Source organism: Roseburia sp. MSJ-14 (assembly GCF_018918225.1).
Taxonomy (GTDB): Bacteria; Bacillota; Clostridia; order Lachnospirales; family Lachnospiraceae; genus Petralouisia.
Genome location: NZ_JAHLQD010000043.1, coordinates 25322 through 44580, shown reverse-complemented (window position 1 = coordinate 44580; position 19259 = coordinate 25322). Strand labels below are relative to the sequence as shown.

18 protein-coding genes, 1 tRNA gene and 1 rRNA gene are annotated in these 19259 nt (G+C 38.8%); 6 read left to right on the top strand and 14 right to left on the bottom strand.

The window, feature by feature from the left end; genetic code table 11:
* The 10 genes from KQI83_RS13040 to KQI83_RS12995 form a co-directional block, all read right to left on the bottom strand.
* A 16S ribosomal RNA gene (locus KQI83_RS13040) occupies positions 1-68 on the bottom strand; the annotation flags it as partial.
* Positions 69-509: 441 nt separating this feature from the next.
* Positions 510-1205, bottom strand: a complete 696-nt coding sequence (locus tag KQI83_RS13035) for a CvpA family protein (RefSeq protein ID WP_216558870.1) — start codon at positions 1203-1205, stop codon at positions 510-512.
* Between the two features lie 8 nt (positions 1206-1213).
* Positions 1214-2398, bottom strand: a complete 1185-nt coding sequence (locus KQI83_RS13030; RefSeq protein WP_216558867.1) for a DUF5711 family protein — start codon at positions 2396-2398, stop codon at positions 1214-1216.
* 69 nt (positions 2399-2467) lie between these two features.
* Positions 2468-3823 (bottom strand): LysM peptidoglycan-binding domain-containing protein, encoded by a 1356-nt coding sequence (locus tag KQI83_RS13025; RefSeq protein WP_216558864.1) that lies wholly within the window; start codon positions 3821-3823, stop codon positions 2468-2470.
* 171 nt (positions 3824-3994) lie between these two features.
* Positions 3995-4936: a transketolase family protein gene (locus tag KQI83_RS13020; protein ID WP_216558861.1), complete on the bottom strand. Its 942-nt coding sequence runs from the start codon at positions 4934-4936 to the stop codon at positions 3995-3997.
* Entirely contained in the window at positions 4924-5763 is an 840-nt protein-coding gene (locus KQI83_RS13015; protein ID WP_216558858.1) for a transketolase, read from the bottom strand. The genes KQI83_RS13020 and KQI83_RS13015 overlap by 13 nt, the downstream gene beginning before the upstream one ends.
* A 20-nt stretch (positions 5764-5783) precedes the next feature.
* Positions 5784-6380, bottom strand: a complete 597-nt coding sequence (gene recR / locus KQI83_RS13010; RefSeq protein WP_216558855.1) for a recombination mediator RecR — start codon at positions 6378-6380, stop codon at positions 5784-5786.
* Between the two features lie 38 nt (positions 6381-6418).
* Positions 6419-6772 carry a YbaB/EbfC family nucleoid-associated protein gene (locus KQI83_RS13005; RefSeq protein WP_075717325.1) on the bottom strand — a complete coding sequence of 118 codons (354 nt, stop codon included), beginning with the start codon at positions 6770-6772 and terminating at the stop codon, positions 6419-6421.
* Positions 6773-6795: 23 nt separating this feature from the next.
* Positions 6796-8370 (bottom strand): DNA polymerase III subunit gamma/tau, encoded by a 1575-nt coding sequence (dnaX, locus tag KQI83_RS13000; RefSeq protein ID WP_216558852.1) that lies wholly within the window; start codon positions 8368-8370, stop codon positions 6796-6798.
* A 2-nt stretch (positions 8371-8372) separates the two neighbouring features.
* Positions 8373-9446, bottom strand: coding sequence for a 6-phosphofructokinase (locus tag KQI83_RS12995; protein WP_216558850.1), 1074 nt, complete (start codon positions 9444-9446; stop codon positions 8373-8375).
* Positions 9447-9598: 152 nt separating this feature from the next.
* Here KQI83_RS12995 and KQI83_RS12990 point away from each other — a divergent pair.
* Positions 9599-9687: transfer RNA gene (locus KQI83_RS12990), tRNA-Ser, on the top strand.
* 88 nt (positions 9688-9775) lie between these two features.
* Here KQI83_RS12990 and KQI83_RS12985 read toward each other — a convergent pair.
* Together KQI83_RS12985 and KQI83_RS12980 are read right to left on the bottom strand one after the other, a co-directional pair.
* Positions 9776-10750, bottom strand: coding sequence for a sugar ABC transporter substrate-binding protein (locus KQI83_RS12985; RefSeq protein ID WP_216558847.1), 975 nt, complete (start codon positions 10748-10750; stop codon positions 9776-9778).
* Position 10751: 1 nt separating this feature from the next.
* Positions 10752-12755, bottom strand: a complete 2004-nt coding sequence (locus tag KQI83_RS12980; protein ID WP_216558844.1) for a methyl-accepting chemotaxis protein — start codon at positions 12753-12755, stop codon at positions 10752-10754.
* A gap of 235 nt (positions 12756-12990) precedes the next feature.
* On the opposite strand from KQI83_RS12980, the gene nagB reads away from it, so the two are divergent.
* Together nagB and nagA are read left to right on the top strand one after the other, a co-directional pair.
* Positions 12991-13728, top strand: coding sequence for a glucosamine-6-phosphate deaminase (gene nagB / locus KQI83_RS12975; RefSeq protein ID WP_216558873.1), 738 nt, complete (start codon positions 12991-12993; stop codon positions 13726-13728).
* A gap of 13 nt (positions 13729-13741) precedes the next feature.
* Positions 13742-14863 carry an N-acetylglucosamine-6-phosphate deacetylase gene (gene nagA / locus KQI83_RS12970; protein WP_216558841.1) on the top strand — a complete coding sequence of 374 codons (1122 nt, stop codon included), beginning with the start codon at positions 13742-13744 and terminating at the stop codon, positions 14861-14863.
* Between the two features lie 365 nt (positions 14864-15228).
* Here nagA and KQI83_RS12965 read toward each other — a convergent pair whose 3' ends face one another.
* Entirely contained in the window at positions 15229-16173 is a 945-nt protein-coding gene (locus tag KQI83_RS12965; protein WP_216558838.1) for a helix-turn-helix domain-containing protein, read from the bottom strand.
* A 252-nt stretch (positions 16174-16425) separates the two neighbouring features.
* Between KQI83_RS12965 and KQI83_RS12960 the strand changes: the two genes are divergently transcribed.
* Positions 16426-17088 carry a DUF5105 domain-containing protein gene (locus tag KQI83_RS12960; RefSeq protein WP_216558836.1) on the top strand — a complete coding sequence of 221 codons (663 nt, stop codon included), beginning with the start codon at positions 16426-16428 and terminating at the stop codon, positions 17086-17088.
* A gap of 49 nt (positions 17089-17137) precedes the next feature.
* Complete coding sequence (locus KQI83_RS12955) at positions 17138-18028, top strand: DUF6128 domain-containing protein (RefSeq protein ID WP_216558833.1); 891 nt, start codon at positions 17138-17140, stop codon at positions 18026-18028.
* A gap of 5 nt (positions 18029-18033) precedes the next feature.
* On the opposite strand, the gene KQI83_RS12950 is transcribed toward KQI83_RS12955, so the two are convergent.
* Positions 18034-18588: a GNAT family N-acetyltransferase gene (locus KQI83_RS12950; RefSeq protein ID WP_216558831.1), complete on the bottom strand. Its 555-nt coding sequence runs from the start codon at positions 18586-18588 to the stop codon at positions 18034-18036.
* A gap of 151 nt (positions 18589-18739) precedes the next feature.
* Here KQI83_RS12950 and tadA point away from each other — a divergent pair, with 151 nt between their 5' ends.
* Positions 18740-19222, top strand: a complete 483-nt coding sequence (gene tadA / locus KQI83_RS12945) for a tRNA adenosine(34) deaminase TadA (protein WP_216558828.1) — start codon at positions 18740-18742, stop codon at positions 19220-19222.
* Positions 19223-19259 lie beyond the last annotated feature (37 nt).

Sequence of the window (19259 nt, the reverse complement as noted above, 5' to 3'; positions counted from 1 at the left end):
CGTTCGACTTGCATGTGTTAAGCACGCCGCCAGCGTTCATCCTGAGCCAGGATCAAACTCTCTAAAAAAGTTTTTCCTAACCAGAATCTTTTCTGGCTTACTGTTTTAAGGTCGCATCTATAGATGCTGTCCTGCAAAAAATTCTGTCAGTTCTTGCTGACTCTTCCGCCTTATCAGGCGAAAACTCTTAGAATCTTTCAAGGTTGTTTCACTGTTCAGTTATCAAGGTTATTTCTTTTGCTGTCTCAAGCGACAACTTCTATATCTTATCACAGTCATTCGCTTTTGTCAACAACTTTTTTTATTTTTTGAAGTTTTGTATTTTTCAGACTGTTTTCTCTGATACAAAGTTCTTCATGTTTTTGCCGCCGTTCCCAGCGGCGAAGATTATAATATCATGTTTGTATTCACCTGTCAACACTTTTTGACAACAATTTTTCTTTCTTTTTTCAATCCATTTTTCTTTCCATAGATATGGGGGTCTGAACTCATCAAGACCCCCATATCTATTATAAAATCACATGCATTAATATGTACTCTATTAAATTGTTTTCATATATTAGTTTCAAAAATGCATTTTGATTAATATCGTTTAGTAATCCCTGACACATTTCACTGCTTTTGCATAATGTAATTGCAAAAAACATCAGCCATACAATCAGAATACCTTCTATGGCTCCCGCTATTGTTCCGCCCAAATGATTCATGGCGTTTAAAACAGGTAGTTTGGTTACCAAGTCTAACATATTAATTAGAATACGCAGAACTAGTAACACTATAATAAATGTGACTACACAAGCTATTATATTTATAATAATTCCTGCCACATAATTTCCTATTTCTTCATAAATTCCGCTTTGCTCCAACACACCATCTGTTGCCTGTGCTGCTTTTTGCCTAATCATATCCTGCCATTCCTGGGGCAACTCTATTCCGGCTATTTGAATTGGTTCCTGACTTTGCGCTTCCTGTCCTACTTCATTTTGTACTTTTCCCTTTACACTTTCTACACACTTTTCCTGTATATTTTCATATACGGGAGTTTTTTCTAAAATTTCCGAAACATATGGAGATAGCCATGACGCTAATCCAATGGTAAGAATTATCGATATCAGCGAAAAAACTACGCGTACAAATCCTTTTATATAACCATGCAGGGTAAATCCTGCCAGTATTATCACTACAACTGCAAATAAAACACTCATTTCCACTTTTATTTTAATCTCACTTTCTGCGTTTCTTTATCCATCATAAAAATGTATTCTGTACTGTTCTTGGTGGAAAATACTTTCCAAATACTTTTTTCAAAATTAGAATGAAACTTACGTTTTCCTTTCAAATTATAAATAGAACATTCTAATTCATTGCGAACACAAATTTCATCGTTTTCAAGGAACCCTACTTCGCTGTAATTCATATCCAGATTTTGCGTCATTTCTTCTGTCCCGCGCAAATTATACACACTTATTCGATACGTTTCCTTTTCGTTATCATTATTAAATACAAACCCTATATACGCTTCATTATAAAAGATACTATGTATTTCTTGTTTTAGTGATATTTCTTTTTTTACCTGTGGTTTCTGAGTTCCTTCAAATATAATAGCTTCTTCATCTCCAAAGGCTACCATCACATCATTGGTAAGGAATTCTACTTTTGGAAAAATCACATCTGAATAAGAATATGTTCCTACAATATTGTCGATTTCATTCTGCCCTACGGAGCCGAAATTATAAAATGTAATGGTATTTTTTACGGTTCCTTCGTTCATATTCAATTGGGAAACTGCCATTTTCCTTCCGTCATTGGACAGTGCTATATCTAATGGATATCCGCTATTTTCCGTGTGTACTTCTCCTTCTGCCAAAAAAGTTCCTTCTTTATCATATAGCTGCAAATACCCAGTTCCTTCTTGTTCCATTAAAATCGCAACGGTTCCCTGGTTTGCCACTCGCACTCTCTGTATGGGCATTGTGGTTTCAATTTCTCCACTTTTCCCCTTGGTATTCATAATATAGATTTTATTCCCTTTTTTCTCTGCAATGGCAACATACCCCTCGCAAATATCTACCATAGGGGACTGCATTTCATAGGTTTGATTCCAGATCAACTGATTTTTCTCATCAATACAGGTTGCTCCATCTTTTCCATATTTCAAAATTTTTCCTGCAAAAGAAACAAATTGTGTTCCTGCGGAATCTTCTCTTTCTACACTATTTATTACTTCATATTTTGAATAAACCTTGGATTGAAAATAGAAATACACTGCTGTCACTATAAGCAGTACCAGCACTACTGCTACACATATCCATTTTAATATTTTTCTTCGATGGGCACGAATCTTCTCATGCATTTCTTCTATGTCTGACTGCACCACTCGACATGTCTCTTCTGCCAAAACTGCACCTCCAAAATTACACTTGCATTTATTATAACGCATTTTCTTTGTCTGTGCATTAAAAATTGTTTATGGTAATAGCAATTTCTGTCCTGCCTGAATTTGGTTTCCGTTGGTAATTCCGTTAGCCTGACACAGTGCCGCCACTTTTGATTTGTCTTGATAAAGCTTTAAACAAATGGATTCTAAGGTATCTCCCGGCTGAACAATATAATATTGGGGTTCTGTTGTAGCTTGTTCCGGTTGCTGCGGGGCTGCCGCACTTGACGCATCTGCCGGTTGCTGTGGGACTGCCGCACTTGATGTATCTGTCGGTTGCTGTGGGACTGCCACACTTGATGCATCTGCCGGTTGTTGCGGAGTTTCTGCACCAGACGCATCTGTCGGTTGCTGTCCCGGCTGCTGTTGTTGGGTTTCTATGGTTGACTGGTCTGTTTGCTGCTGGTTTTCTCCTTCTTCTAATGGGGTCACTTCTGATGCTATATTTTTTACAACCAAATCCTTCTTCTCTTCCTCTCCTGTTTTCATCACTGACAACACATTTTCTACTTTTTGCATTTTTTGATAATTATTGATAGTGGCTGCTCCTACCATTACAAATGCTACTGCAAAAAAAGACACTGCTGTATACAAAAATCTTTTGTTTTTTCGTTCTACCTTATGTCCTCGCTTTTCTAACATAATGTGCCGATAGTTTTGCAGTGCTTTTTCTGCTTCTGAAACAGGTTCTTCTAAACTGCTTTTTACAAATATTTTTTCCGTTCCCTGCGCAATTTCTTTATGAAGTTCTTCCCATTCTGAGGGCTTTTCTTTTTCTTCATCCTCTTCTTCATTCACCACCATAATTGGTGCACTTTCCCGTTTTCTTATCATATACTCTTGCATGGCAATATTTTTCTCGTAATATATGTAATATCCTTCTCTTTTCTGCAAATACCCTTGTTCATAAACGTAAAATGTTTCTTCGTCCTCTTGTGCATCCATTAACATCAGTACTTTATCTCTGCCCGCAAAGTATTTACGATGAGCTGATTCAATGCTTGGCGAAAGATGCATTGCTTCTCCCTGTTCTCCCACAAACCACCCCACAATGTTTGATTCTTTAAAATATTCCTGACTTTCCACACATATGTATTTCCAAAAACTTTCGTCTAAATATATACCGTCAAATCGAAACATTGCTTGTCCACACTCAATTGCTCCTTGAATAAAGGTATAGCGCATATCTTTATTCGTAAAACTTTTTCCCATCAGTACTGCCGCCGCCTTTTGCCTGGACTTTGCCTGATTTTGCAAATAGGTATATACATAGTCTTCCATGTATATTTTATGTCGCCCGCGTGGAGTTCCTACTTGTCGAATATTTTTCGGCAATTTTATTTCTTGTTCTTCTTGTTCATTTTCCTTGCAAATAATTTCTATCATGTTATCACCTCATTTTTTGTCCATGGTAACACACTCTTTTTGCAGTTTTTGAAAATTTGTGTCTCGATTTTCAAGAAGATTTCGTCCTCCTTTGTCAGAATTCTTTTTCAGGCATCAAAAAAAGACTTTCCACAACATTTTCTGTTGTAGAAAGTCCTTACTTTTATTGGATTATTTCAAAAAAGCTTTTACTTTTTCGCAGATTCCATTGGCATCTAATCCGTATTTTTCAATTAGTTTTACTGCCGGACCTGACTCTCCGTAAACATCATTAATTCCAATTTTGTATACTGGAGTTGGTGCTTTTTCACACAGGCAATCACATACTGCACTTCCTAATCCGCCGATTACAGAATGTTCTTCTACCGTTACCACTTTTCCTGTTTTCTTTGCGGATTCTGCAATAATATCACCATCTAACGGCTTAATCGTATGAATATTAATTACTTCTGCATCAATTCCTTCTGCCGCTAACTTTTCTGCTGCTGCTAAGGATTCTGATACACAAAGACCTGTTGCTACAATCGTAACATCTTTTCCTTCTTTTAATAATACACCTTTTCCAATTTCAAATTTATAGTCTGGGCGATCATTGATAACCGGAACTGCTAGACGACCAAATCTCAAATATACCGGACCATCTAATTCGTAAGCTGCTTTTACTGCTGCTCTTGCTTCTACATCGTCGGATGGATTGATTACAATCATTCCCGGAATCGTACGCATTAAAGCAATATCTTCGTTACACTGATGAGTTGCTCCATCTTCTCCTACAGAAATTCCTGCATGAGTTGCTCCGATTTTTACATTTAAGTGTGGATAACCTACGGAGTTTCTTACCTGTTCAAATGCTCTTCCTGCTGCAAACATTGCAAAGGAGCTTGCAAATGGAACCTTTCCGGTTGCTGCGAGTCCTGCTGCAATTCCTATCATGTTGCATTCTGCAATTCCGCAGTCAATATGACGCTCCGGAAATTCTTTTTTAAAGATTCCTGTTTTGGTAGCTTCTGCAAGGTCAGCATCTAAGACTACCAGATTTTCATGCTCTTTTCCTAATTCTACCAGTGCATTTCCGTAACTTTCTCTGGTTGCAATCTTCTTTACTTCTGACATAATGCTTCACCTGCTTCCTTCAGTTCTTTCATAGCTATTTCATACTGTTCATCGTTTGGTGCTTTTCCATGCCATCCGGCCTGGTTTTCCATATAGGAAACACCTTTTCCTTTTACAGTTTTCATAATAATTGCTGTTGGCATTCCCTTGGTCTGTCTTGCTTCTTTAAATGCTGCACGAAGTTCATCAAAGTTATTGCCATCCGCTACATTGATTACATGGAAATTAAATGCTTTAAACTTTTCATCAATCGGGTATGGAGAACATACTTCGTCTACCTTACCGTCAATCTGTAAACCATTGTTGTCTACAATTGCTACGAAGTTATCCAGTTTACGGAATCCTGCAAACATAGCTGCTTCCCAAACCTGTCCTTCCTGAATCTCTCCATCGCCTAACAATGTGTATACACGATAACTGTCACCACTTAATTTTGCAGAAAGTGCCATTCCTGCTGCAACGGAGATTCCTTGTCCCAAGGAACCACTGGACATATCGATTCCCGGCGTGTGTTGAAGACATGGATGTCCCTGCAAATGAGAACCAATATGACGTAATGTCTTTAAATCCTCTACCGGAAAATATCCTCTATTTGCCAGTGTTGCATAAAGTCCCGGTGCTGTGTGTCCCTTTGACAACACAAAACGGTCACGGTCTTCTTTCTTTGGATTCTTCGGATCAATATTCATTTCCTCGAAGTATAAGTAAGTAAACAGTTCTGTTGCAGATAAAGATCCACCCGGATGTCCAGCCTTAGCTGCGTGAACTCCGGTAAGAATACCTTTTCGGACTTCATTTGCAATCTTTTGAAGTTCTAAATTTTCCATGATTTTCTCCTTTAAAATAACTATATTTCTGTTCTTCCTTCCAGCGCGCGTAATAATGTCATTTCATCAATGTATTCCAAATCTCCACCAACCGGAACGCCACTGGCGATTCTGGAAACTTTAATACCAGTTGGCTTTATGAGCTTACTGATATACATGGCTGTAGTTTCACCTTCTAAGCTGGAATTGGTTGCAATTATCACTTCGTTAACATCGCCTTGTAATCGTTGCATTAATTCCTTTAATTTAATGTCGTTTGGTCCGATACCAAGCATTGGAGAAATGGCTCCGTGCAATACATGATAGACTCCTTCGTACTTTCCGGTCTTTTCATACGCTGCCAAATCTCTTGTGTCTTCTACTACCATAATTGTCTTATGATCTCGATTGCTGTTTTTGCAAATCGGACACAATTCATCATCTGTCAATGTGAAACACTGTTTACAATACCGCACATTTCTTCTTGCGTCAATAATTGCGGACGATAATTTTTCAACATGTTCGATTGGCATATTCAATATATGAAATGCCAGCCTCTGCGCTGATTTACTTCCGATTCCCGGAAGTCCTGACAATTCTTCGATTAGCTTGCTAATCTGCGTACTATAATAATCCATTGTTTTCTCCAACTCCTTGCCGGAGGCTTTCGCTTATATTAGAATGGGAATCCTCCACCCATTCCTCCCAGTCCACCTGTAATTTTTGACATGGACTGTGCAGAATATTCTTCAATCTGTCTTAATGCTTCATTAGTAGCTGCCATAATTAAGTCTTCTAACATTTCGATATCATCCGGGTCTACTACTTCTTCTGCAAGTTTTACCTTAGTTACTTCTTTTTTACCGGAAACAGTAACTTCTACTGCTCCGCCACCAGCGGTTGCAGTTACCTCTTTTTCTTCTAATTCTTTGGTAGCTTCTTCCATCTGTTTTTGCATCTTCTGTGCCTGTTTCATTAAATTATTCATATTTCCAGGCATTCCTCCCGGAAATCCTCCACGTTTTGCCATCTGTTTTTCCTCCTGATTTTTATTTATTCTTCATCGTCTTCGATGGTTACTTCCATATTTATTAATTTTCCAATATCGGGAAATGATTCTTCATAAGGACGATTGGTCTGATTCAGTTGAATCTTGACTTCTACTTCTTTTCCTATCTTAGCGGCTATTGCGTCCCTCAGTTCTTGCCTATGTGCATCAGAATTAACAATTCCTTCTGCCACCTCATCTTCTAACACCACCAACAACTGACTCTCCCCACCAAGGCTTAAATGTGCCGGGCGTAAATAGTTTTTTAACATACCGGAAAGCCCTTCTAATATAGCGTTCCAGTTTCTCACCACTTGTTTTACATCCTCCGGTATTGCCTTCGGTAACTGGGCTTTTGGTCTTGGTGTGTTATCCCGTGACGTTGGTTGTGCTTGTGCATTGGTCTGCACCACCTGCATCGGAACGCCTTCTTCTACTTTTTTCTCTAACTGAGCAATTCGCTCTGCCAAAGAACCGTAGTCTTCTTCCATCTCAGGTTTACACAACTTTATCAATGCAATCTCTATCATTACTCTTTTTTGCGTTGCATATCGAATCTGATTGGATAATTCTGAAAAAATCCGAATATAACGCATAAGTTGTGGTGCTTCAATCATTGTGGCTTCTTCTTTTAGCAATGCAAGATTATCACTGGAAATATCCAAAGCATCTTCCATATTATCAGAACTTTGCACTAACAGCAAGTTCCGAAGATACCAGGTAAAGTCTACCACAAACTGTCCCGGCTCTCTACCTTGAATAATCAGCTCTTCTAGCAGTGCTATCACACCGGGAATATCTTTTTTCATAATCTTTCGGAGCATACGGCTAAATACTTCTGTATCTACTGCTCCTAAGACTTCAAGAACATTATCATAGGTGAGCTTCTGCCCCAGATAAAAAGCAATACACTGATCCAGTAGACTTAATGCATCACGCATAGAACCGTCTCCAGCCTTGGCTATATAGCGAATGGCTTTTTCTTCTACTTCTACACCTTCTGCTTCCATCAACTCTGTAAGGCGGGCTGCTATGGTATCTATGGTAATCCTTTTAAAGTCATAACGCTGGCAACGTGATAAAATCGTAATTGGGATTTTATGTGCCTCGGTGGTTGCCAGAATAAAAATGACATAAGAAGGGGGCTCTTCCAAAGTCTTTAACAAGGCATTGAACGCTCCTATGGATAACATATGAACCTCGTCAATAATATAGACTTTGTACTTGCCCTCGGTTGGTGAATATGCTACTTCTTCTCGGATTTCACGAATATTATCTACACCGTTGTTAGAAGCTGCATCTATCTCTATCACATTCATGGAAGTGCCTTCTGCAATTCGTTTGCAGGACGGGCATTCTCCACACGGGCTGCCATCTATGGGATGCTCACAGTTTACCGCCTTTGCAAATATCTTAGCTATGGTAGTTTTACCTGTACCACGAGTCCCACAAAAAAGATAGGCATGTCCGATTCTGTCTGCTTTTATTTGATTCTTTAATGTTGTAACAATGTGTTCCTGTCCCTTGACATCTTCAAATTCCTGAGGGCGGAACTTACGATATAACGCAGTATAAGACATTTTTAATCTCCAAAACTAATGCCGATGAACTTTGCCTCTTTTATCATTTGGCAATCCGGTTCTACGGTTTTTAACTTTCCTGCCACTTCTTCTAATGGCACCGGCTTGGTATCACCATCAATCATGGCTACCATACAGCCGTATTTCTCCTGTAAAATCAACTCTGCCGCTGCTGCACCAAGTCTGGTACAAAGTACTCTGTCATATGGACAGGGACTTCCACCTCTTTGCGTATGCCCCGGAACAGTTACACGCACTTCGCATCCTGCCTTTTCTTCCAATCTGGCTGCTACTTCATAAGAAACAGACGGATATGGGGACCTCTTCAGCTTTTCTTTGTATTCTTTCTTGGTAAGAAGTGCATCTTCTTTGGAAATCGCTCCTTCTGCTACGGCAAGAATCGTGAATCCTTTTCCCTGCTTGCTTCTTTGCTGTACTGCCTCTGCTACCTTATCTATATCATATGGTATTTCCGGCAACAGAATAATATCTGCTCCTCCGGCAACTCCTGCATATAAAGTAAGCCATCCTACCTTGTGTCCCATAATCTCTACAATAAACACTCTATTGTGAGATGCTGCTGTTGTATGAATACAGTCAATGGCTGCTGTTGCAACATCGATTGCACTTTGAAATCCAAAGGTAATATCGGTACCGTAAATATCATTATCAATGGTTTTCGGAAGATGAATGACATTCAATCCTTCTTCTCGCAAAAGATTCGCGGTCTTCTGAGTTCCGTTTCCTCCAAGTATCACAAGGCAATCCAACTGAAGCTTCTTATAGTTCTTCTTCATTGCCTCTACCTTGTCCAGTCCATTCTCATCCGGAGTCCGCATACGTTTAAATGGCTGTCTGGAAGTACCTAAAATAGTTCCTCCCTTTGTGAGAATTCCCGAAAAATCATCTGCTGTAAGCAAACGGTAATTTCCATAAATAAGTCCTTTGTACCCTTCATAGAATCCGTATATTTCTAACTGTTGTGTATTCTTACTTAATCCTTTCACCACTCCGCGCATTGCGGCATTCAATGCCTGACAGTCTCCTCCACTGGTCAGCATTCCGATTCTTTTCATCGACTTCACATCCTTTGCATTTTGCGTTTGTGTGTTTATGTGTTTTACATCTTATTATATCTTATTATTTTGTATATCTCAAGTTTATCTGATAGAAAAAGTCATTGCATTCTTAAAAATTATTGGGTATACTATCAGAGGTAGTATACTTTGGAGGAGTACCCAAGTGGCTGAAGGGTCTGGCTTCGAACACCAGTAGGTCGGTAACACCGGCGCGGGGGTTCAAATCCCCCCTCCTCCGTTTCATGACTAATTTCATCTGATATAAAAATCCGTATTTTCAGATATTATTATATCTAAAAATACGGATTTTATTGTTTTAGTTCTTTCTATTTGTAATCACTTACATTACTGCTATCTACTTTTTCAAACGGTACCCATACATATTTACCGTCTTCGGTTGCTCCATCCATATCTTTTGTGGATTGTCCCTTTGCCAGTCTGATTGCCGCCTCAATTGCTGCTTTTCCCTGACCGCTTCCTGACTGATATACGGTAAATGCCATATCTCCTTCTTCAATTGCTGCACAACCTTCTGCTGTTGCATCTACTCCTAAAATCGGTAATTCACTTAAATCCATTTTGGCTTCTTTACATGCTTCCACTACACCAAGTGCCATTCCATCATTGTTACAAATAACACAATCTACTTTTGAACCGGTTTTCAAGAAAATTTCAAACATTTCCTTTGCTGTGTCTCCATCCCAGTTTGCATTATCTTCAAATACATAATTGATGGTCTTTCCACTTTCCTCTAAGGTCTGCTTCACACCTTTTGTTCTTCCGTTCGTTGCAGAATGTCCTTTTGGTCCTTTTAAAATAACTACGTTTATTTCGTCTTTATCCGCAAACTTATCTAAAACATATTCTGCTTGATATTGACCTGCTACGCTTTCATCGGATCCCTCATAAATGTACTTTCCGTCTTCTAACCTTTTATCATCCGGACAGCTATTAATAAATATAATCGGAATATCTCCTGCATTTGCCTTTAACTCTACTGCTGTGTCTGCTGACACTGCTCCGCAGATAATAACATCATAGTTTTCTTTTACTGCTGTTTTAATATGTTCTACCTGATTTTCTATGGACTCCTCTGAATCCATCACATCTAGCTGAACCCCTTCTGCTGATGCTTTTTCCTGCGCTGCATCTATCAGTGTCTGTCTGAAGGTATCTATTGAATTGATAGTGAGAAGTACTTTTATATTCTTACCACTTGCTGTACTCTTGTTGCCACAGCTAGTAAGGGTCAACATTCCCATCATTAGTATGCTTAATATTAGTCCTAACTTTTTCTTCATCTTAGCACTCTCCCTTCTCTATCTTAAATACTTCAACCTGATTTGCCAACTCTTGTGCAGATGTTGTCAGTTCTTGAGCATCGCTTGCTACCGTCTGACTATTTCCGGTAATGCTGTTTGCCTGCTCTACCATAGTATCTGATGTAGCTAAAATCTCCTGTGAGCTTGCCGCCTGTTCTTCTGAAATAGCGGCTACATTGCTTGCGACCTCGTCTACTTTTTCTACTTTTTCAATCATTTGACGTACCAGATTGCTTACTACTTCGATGTTATCAAAAATTATATCAAAGGTCTTTAAGGCATCGCCTACTAATTCGCTGCTGCTATTAATGTTGCTTACGCTGTCATCCGCCTGAGCAACTGCATCTTTTACCAATGCATTGATTTCTGAGATAAGACTTTCAATATCACGCACGGAATCGGCACTGTTTTTCGCTAACTGTCCGATTTCTGTTGCTACAACCGCAAAGCCTTTTCCTGCCTCTCCTGCTCTTGCTGCTTCTATAGAAGCATTCAGTGAAAGCAGGTTCGTTTCATCTGCAATTCCACTGATAACACTTGTTATATTCGTAATTTCCTCGGAAGCTTTTCCTACCTTGTCAATTGCCTGCTGCAATTTTAAAACGGATTGATTGATACTTTGCATTGCAACACCTACGTTTTGCATATCTGTTTTTCCCTGATGGGAAACTTCTACGGTATCTTTCATTTTTCCGTCTACCTGCTCGCCTTCTTCTCTGGTATCTGCTACTACCATTGCTAAAGTTGTTGCATTTTCTGCAATCTCATTAACGGAGAGAGAAAGCTGTTCTACGGTATTATTTAATTCCTGCATAGACTGACTCTGCGTTTTAGAGGCATCATACATCTGTCCTGAGATATAGTTGCTGTTATCTGCCTGATTATGCAGCTTACTGGACACTCCGTAAATAGAAGAAATCATACCACGCATGGATTCAATAAACCGCTCTACGCACCGGCTCATCACACCAATTTCGTCCTTGCTTCTTGCCTTTACACTTACAGTAAAGTCTCCGTCAGTCATTGCTGTAATTACTTTTGTCAACTCTTTTACCGGTTTAATTACTATATGTACTACACGTTCTATCATAATTGCCAATATCAATAATGAAATAACGCCAATAACTGCCATTACAGTTCTAACTGTATTAATTCCGGCATAAACAGTAGACGTTGGAACATAGGATACCAATATCCAGTCTGTTCCGGGAACTTCTGTACAAGCTGTCATATTGTTATCAATCTCTGCCATATCATAATCTCGTGCTACTCGCTTTGCTTCTACATCTTTAAGAAAACTATCACCGGAGTCACTCAGTTTTGTAGAAATCAAGCTATTATCACGGTGCGCAAGAATCGTTCCATCCTTAGAATCTACTAAGAATGCCTGTGCATCATCCATCTGTACAAAACTGTTTACAATAATGCTAATACGCTGTAAAGATAAGTCAGCAGATATTACCTTCATCACTCCCGAGCCATCGTCTAAGATACCGGAAGCACTAATCACTGCCTCTCCGTCTGCATTGGTATACGCATCTGTAAATCCCATATTCACTCTTGTAAGACCTTTCTGATACCATACCGATTCCGTAGGATTACTCTCTGTTTTTCCTGATTCACTTGCAGTTATCAGATTGCCTTTTTCATCTGCAATATACAAGCCTTCCGGATAATTATCGTTAAATCCGTAATATTGATTTAACATAAGCTGAAGCTGGTCTTCATCCGGCTTCATTCCTTCTATTGTCCGCTTCGCAGTCTGAAATGCAGATAAGTTTTCATTCAACCATGACTCAATCTCATTTGCCTGATTCTCCATTGATGAATTTAATAAATCTTGAGAATACTCGGTTATGGTCTGTTTTGAGACATAGTAGGAAACTCCCACCAATACCACTCCAATTACAATTACTACCGGAAGTATTGTCCCTAGGAGCTTTGTCTTAATAGAAATTGCTTTCTTTTGTTCTTTTTGCTTCATTTTCCTCTTCCTCTCTCCCGGATTTATACATAATATATAATTTCATTATACTCTCTCTGCACTTTTTCTACAAGTATCAACTGACTTTTCCGATTTTGTCTTCTATTTTGCACTTTCTTCGCATTTTTTTATCCAATCATTCTTTATTTTATAAATTTTATTGCGATTTTGTCTTTTTCTTGTTAGCATGAACTTAGAAGATTGTAGATTCCATGAAATTGGAGGTTTTCTTATGATAAAAATTATAAAAGCCAAAGATTACAACGAAATGAGCCGAAAGGCTGCCAACATTATCTCTGCACAGGTAATTATGAAGCCGGACTGTGTACTTGGACTTGCCACAGGTTCTTCCCCTTTGGGAATTTACGCTCAGTTGATTGATTGGTACAAAAAGGGGGATTTAGACTTTTCTCAAACGAAAAGTGTAAATTTGGATGAATACCGTGGACTTTCTCACGCCAATCCCCAAAGCTACTATTACTTCATGAATGAAAACTTTTTCAAACACATTAACATTAATCCGGCAAATACCCATGTTCCAAACGGCATGGAACTCGATGCTCAAAAAGCATGTGCCGATCATGAAGCCATTATTCAGGAATTGGGTGGTATTGATTTACAACTGTTAGGCCTTGGGAATAACGGACACATTGGTTTCAATGAACCAGGTGTGGCTTTTGAAAAGGAAACACACTGTGTTCACCTGACAGAAAGTACTATTCGGGCAAACTCCAGATTTTTTGAAAAGCTGGAAGATGTTCCTACTCAGGCTTATACCATGGGAATCAAAAGTATTATGATGGCAAAGAAAATCTTAATCATTGTAAGTGGCGAGGGAAAATCTGACATTGTAAAAGAGGCCTTTTTCGGTCCTGTCATTCCACAGGTTCCTGCTTCTATTCTTCAGATGCACCCGGATGTGACACTGGTTGCTGATGCCGATGCTTTAAGCAAGTGTACGACCCTAATATAGGAGGGAATTTTGCATGAAAATTATAAACGGACTGGTTTTTCACGAGAAACGAGGTTTTATTCCCGATACTTTATATACAGAAAATGGTGTTTTTTCTGATTACACCACGGATAACGAAGTCATTGATGCAAATGGATGTTATGTAATTCCCGGCTTAATTGATATTCATTTTCATGGTTGTGTAAATCATGATTTTTGCGATGCTTCCTTAGAAGGTTTAGAAGCTATGGCTAAGTATGAATACGCCCAGGGAATCACATCTATCTGCCCTGCCTCTATGACTTTACCTAAGGAAACGATTACTGCCATCTGTAACAATGCCCGCACCTTTTTTCAGCAACAAAATCAAACTGATACGGCACGACTTATCGGTATAAACCTGGAGGGACCTTTTATTGCTTATGAAAAACGTGGTGCGCAAAATCCCGATTATATTATTCCTGCAAATTGTGATGCATTGAATACCTGGCAGGAGGCATCCGGCGGCTTGGTAAAACTAATCACCCTTGCTCCGGAGACAGCAGGTGCTATGGACTTTATCAAACAAGTAAAGTCTTCTTCTCTAACGGATATTCGTATTTCCCTCGGACATACTGCCTGCGATTACGATACTGCTATGAATGCTTTTAAACATGGTGCAAATCATGTGACTCATTTATTTAATGGGATGCCTGACCTCACTCACCGCACACCAAGCGTTGTGGGTGCAGCCTTTGACACTCCTGATTGTTTTGTGGAAATGATTTGTGATGGTGTTCACATTCATCCTTCTGTGATTCGAGCTGCCTTTTCTATGTTTACAGATGAACGTATTGTTCTAATCAGCGACAGTATGATGGCAACCGGAATGCCTGACGGCATGTACGCCCTGGGCGGACAAGATGTAAATGTAAATGGAATACACGCCACCTTGCAAGACGGTACTCTGGCAGGTTCCGTTACAAACCTTGCTGACTGCATGCGTACTGCTGTTCACATGGGGATTCCTCTTTCCAGTGCTGTGAAATGCGCTACTATTAATCCGGCTCGCTCTATTGGTATGGATGATAAATATGGAAGTTTGAAACTTGGAAAAGTTGCTGATTTTGTTCTATTAAATCCTGACTTATCATTACGCCAGGTATTTCGAAGCTAATTCAGATTACCGCGATATTTCCATAAACTACGAAGACCCTGCATATTTTGCAGGGTCTTCAGACACTTTTGCTAGAGCTGATTTCTCTTACCGGAATGATTCCGCCCCCCGAGATTTTCATGCTCTGGGTCTGATTGTAACATAACCACTTCCCTTTACCATGAACTTTGAGGAAATATTTGATTTTTTACAAGTTTTCCTCAAAGTTCATGGTCTTTTTTTTAATCCTGCGTTATTCTCCCTTTGTAATCAAATAATTATCTTATCAGGAGGTACTATAATGAAAAAATTTTTATGTGGCTTATGTACAAGCTTATTCCTTACTTATGTGGTGGCAGCACCTTTAAACTCAGCAGTATGCAATCTTAATGCTGATTCTCCTTTTGCATTTTATATTGCTGTAGAGGACGATTAAAATTCCAATTTTCTTTGAGATACTGAACAAGACGTTCACACTCTTCTTCATTATCCATTGCATCCCACATATGATAACTTTTTTGTAACTGCCTGTATGCCTGTTCTTCTTCACCATTTCCTAATAGAGCAAACCCTTTATTAGCGAGAAAGTAAGGGAACAGACGCAGACGGTTATTTTCTTTACCTCGCCTAATCCCAATATCGCATAATTCAATGGCTTCATCATATCGCTCTTCTGATAATAATACATTGGAAATATCAAAAATAACCATCTGGTACTTTCTCACAAGTTCCCGTTCATCTAATACATGTGTCTCCATATACTCCTTTAACCCCAAAAGAATATTCAATGCCCTCTCATTGTCCCCACCTTCGGCATAGTTATTGGCTATATTGGCAATAATTACAATCTCATTATAAGTAAGTAATCCTTTGATTTTCTCTTCTCCACTTTTATAGTTTGGCTTTGTCACCCGTAATGCCCCTTCTAATTCCTTTATTACCTTTTTCGGTGATTCCCCCTCCATTTGATGAAGAATTGCCCTAGCAAACCTACAATACTGTGAACTCAATATATCTTCTTCTGCAATAGTTTCTTCTAACTTTTTTACTATCTCTTCTCCCCCCTTCTTATCCCCTTTTGATAGTTTCCTTATAATTTCTCCACATAGTTTTCTACGCTGTAATTCTTCCTTGGTTGAAAATTGTAAAATAATTTCTTCACACCCTAAGCGTTGCAACAACGCCTCTATGGTTCTTTGATTTGGCATTCGTATTCCATTTTCTATTTTCGATAAATTTCCGGTAGAGCATATTCCATAACACAGTTCTTCCTGTGAGTACCCACGTTCTATTCGTAAATCATGTATAAAACTCCCAATATCGTATAACATACTACCATCTCCTCTTTTTAATAGTTTTTTATTATAGCTTTCCTTCTTCCCCTTGTCCATGCGTTTCTGTGAAAATTTGCCCATTTTTCCAATATTTTAGCATTTTAATCCCATTCTTCTCTACTTTACTACTTTTGTGGTACTTCTGTATGCATTCTAAATTCTTACACTTTCTTTCCTTGCCTTTTAACGTTTTTGCACTTATAATATAGCTAATCATTCAATTTATCTTACATTAAGGAGCGTTTCTGCATGAAAAAATTTTGTACCTGTATTTTTTATATTTTTCTGTGTTCTTGTATTCTTACCGCTTGCGGAGAGCCCGAAAGTAATGCTGCCTCTTCCGTAAAGGCTATTTATGACTTATACATTCTGGGTGATACTACCGGAATTTCGTCTCTTGGAATGTCCGATTCTGAAATCAAAACTGTCCAAACTGATTATGATAATTCTCTAAAGGCAACTATTCGCTCCAATTTTTCTGCCAGCGGACAGGAAATTGACGATGACACCTTAGACGAGTTATGTGCTGCCCGAAAAGAAGCACTTTCTAAATTAAAGGCCAGTGCAGAAGTCACTTCTGAATCTGAAGGAAAGGCTACTGTTATTCTACACACTACTTACTTTGATGAATCCAAGCTAGATCAGGATGCATTTTACAGTGCCAGAGAAGCTGCTAATCAATCCGGACTTGCTACGATTGAAGAGCAACAGGTATTTCTTATGAATACTTATACACAAAACTTAATTGCTGCCTATAAGGACGTAACTCCTTCCAAGGATACGAATGACGTAACTGTTGACTGTGTTATTCAGGATAATTCCTGGGTTCCTGTAGATATGTCTGAATTTGGCTCCGATCTTGCCCTTGCTATTACCGGACCTGCGCAAACTTCCGACACTTCCGGGGAATAATTCAGACTGCTTCGGAATAAGATATAGAAATCTTATTGGAGTATAGCAAATGTCTGAATTTCATCGTATTGTTACTTATCTTTATCTATATGAAAACAATGAAAAAACCCGCAACGTGGGTTATGCTAAAATCGAAAACAAAGACACGCAATGCCGTGTAGAAATACATATGAAAAACACCGGATTTATCGCTAAGGATATTCCGGTGTATTTCTATCTTCAAAATGCTAATACCTTTTCCGGTATTTTACTGGGGTTGGTAACCTTTGCCCATGGCACCGGAGAATTCAAAAAAGTATTGGATTCTAATAATCTTGCGGATTCCGGTTACCCAATTTCCAGTATTAAGGGGATTTTTCTTCCATTTTCGGAAAAAGAAATGATTTTAAGTCAATGGGACGATGACACCTTTCAACGAGCTGCTTTTCTTCCGTTAGAAGTTCCTGATTCCCCGAAAACACCGATATCAGACACCGATACTAACACCGATACTGACACTGATACCAACACTGATACTGACACTGATTTACAGGCTGCCGAAGCTGCTCCTGCCCTTTCTTCGGAGACTTCTCCCTCTAACACTCCCTCTCTTCGTTGGGACTTTATCATGGAGAACTTCTCCCCTGTGACTCCTTTCTCCCCGGAAGATACTTTTGACTGGGTACAATTGGAGTTAAAAGACTTGCGGCTATTGCCTAATTCTTATTGGCACCTGGGAAATAACAGCTTTTTATTACATGGCTTTTTCAACTACCACCACCTGATTTTAGGCAGAAAAGGAAATGCTTCCTCCCACCAGTATATTTTAGGCATTCCCGGCGTTTTTCAAAATCCGGAACGTGTCATGGCTACCATATTTGGTTTCCCGGAATTTCGCTCTACTTCCCAAAATACTCATAAACTGGGGCAATTTGGCTATTGGCTTCGTCCTTTAGATTAAACTGATTATAGCATCTCCCCTTGCAACAGACTGTAAACTTCATGGTCGCACCAAGTCCCATGAAGTTTTACATTCTGTCTTTTTACACCTTCATAGGTAAATCCAAGTGCCTTAAGAAGATGTTTTGATGGATTATTTTCCGGTTGTACTAATGCCTCAATTCGATGCATTTTTGCTTCTTGAAACATAATTTCCAACCCTTTTCGAATACTTTCTTTGGCATATCCTCTTTTCCACACAGATTGATGAAATTTATAACCTAATTCACAATCCATATACGCTGAATAGCAAATATTGTGGAAAGAAAATGTTCCAACGATTCTCTTGGGATCTTCTTTTTCAAATACCCAAAACCTTACAAACTGGTTACGCAGCATAAGGTTATATTCACATCGCAATAAAGTTGCCTGATATGCTTTTGTATAAAAATTTTCTACGCGATCCAACTCGTATTTTTCAAAAATCTCCTTATTTTCTTCGTAAAACCGTAACACACTTTCTGCCGCATCTTCACGCAATACGCGCAGCACCAACCTGGGTGTTTCATATACCATTTCCATTTATTTCACTCCTCACACCTGCATAACAGATATTTTATTATTGTAATATGAAATTCCAAAGGAATTTCTCCCCTTTTTTCAGGATTTGTGATAATATATTTCTGTTTGAAACATTCTATATAAATATATCACAGAATTAGCAGGAGTGTATATGAATCAGAAAGAAAAATTTATGAAATCCGCCATCCGGGAAGCAAAAAAAGCAGAGAAGTTAGAGGAAGTTCCTATTGGCTGTGTAATTGTATATAATGATAAAATTATTGCAAGAGGATATAATCGTCGCAATACCGATAAAAATACTTTGGCACATGCAGAACTGCTAGCCATAAAAAAGGCAAGCAAAAAGTTAGGAGACTGGCGCTTAGAAGGATGCACCATGTACGTTACTCTGGAGCCTTGTCAGATGTGTGCCGGAGCTATTGTTCAGGCTCGTATGGATAAGGTTGTCATCGGAAGCATGAATCCCAAAGCCGGTTGTGCCGGTTCTGTATTAAATTTATTACAGATTAGTGCTTTTAACCATCAAGTTGCCTTGGAAAAAGGCGTATTAGAAGAAGAATGTTCTACCATGCTTAGTAGTTTTTTCCGCACCCTTCGGGAAAAGAAGAAAAATCCAGTGAAAAATAATTTTTAAGGAAGTTATTAAAATGACCGAGATTACAAATGACAGT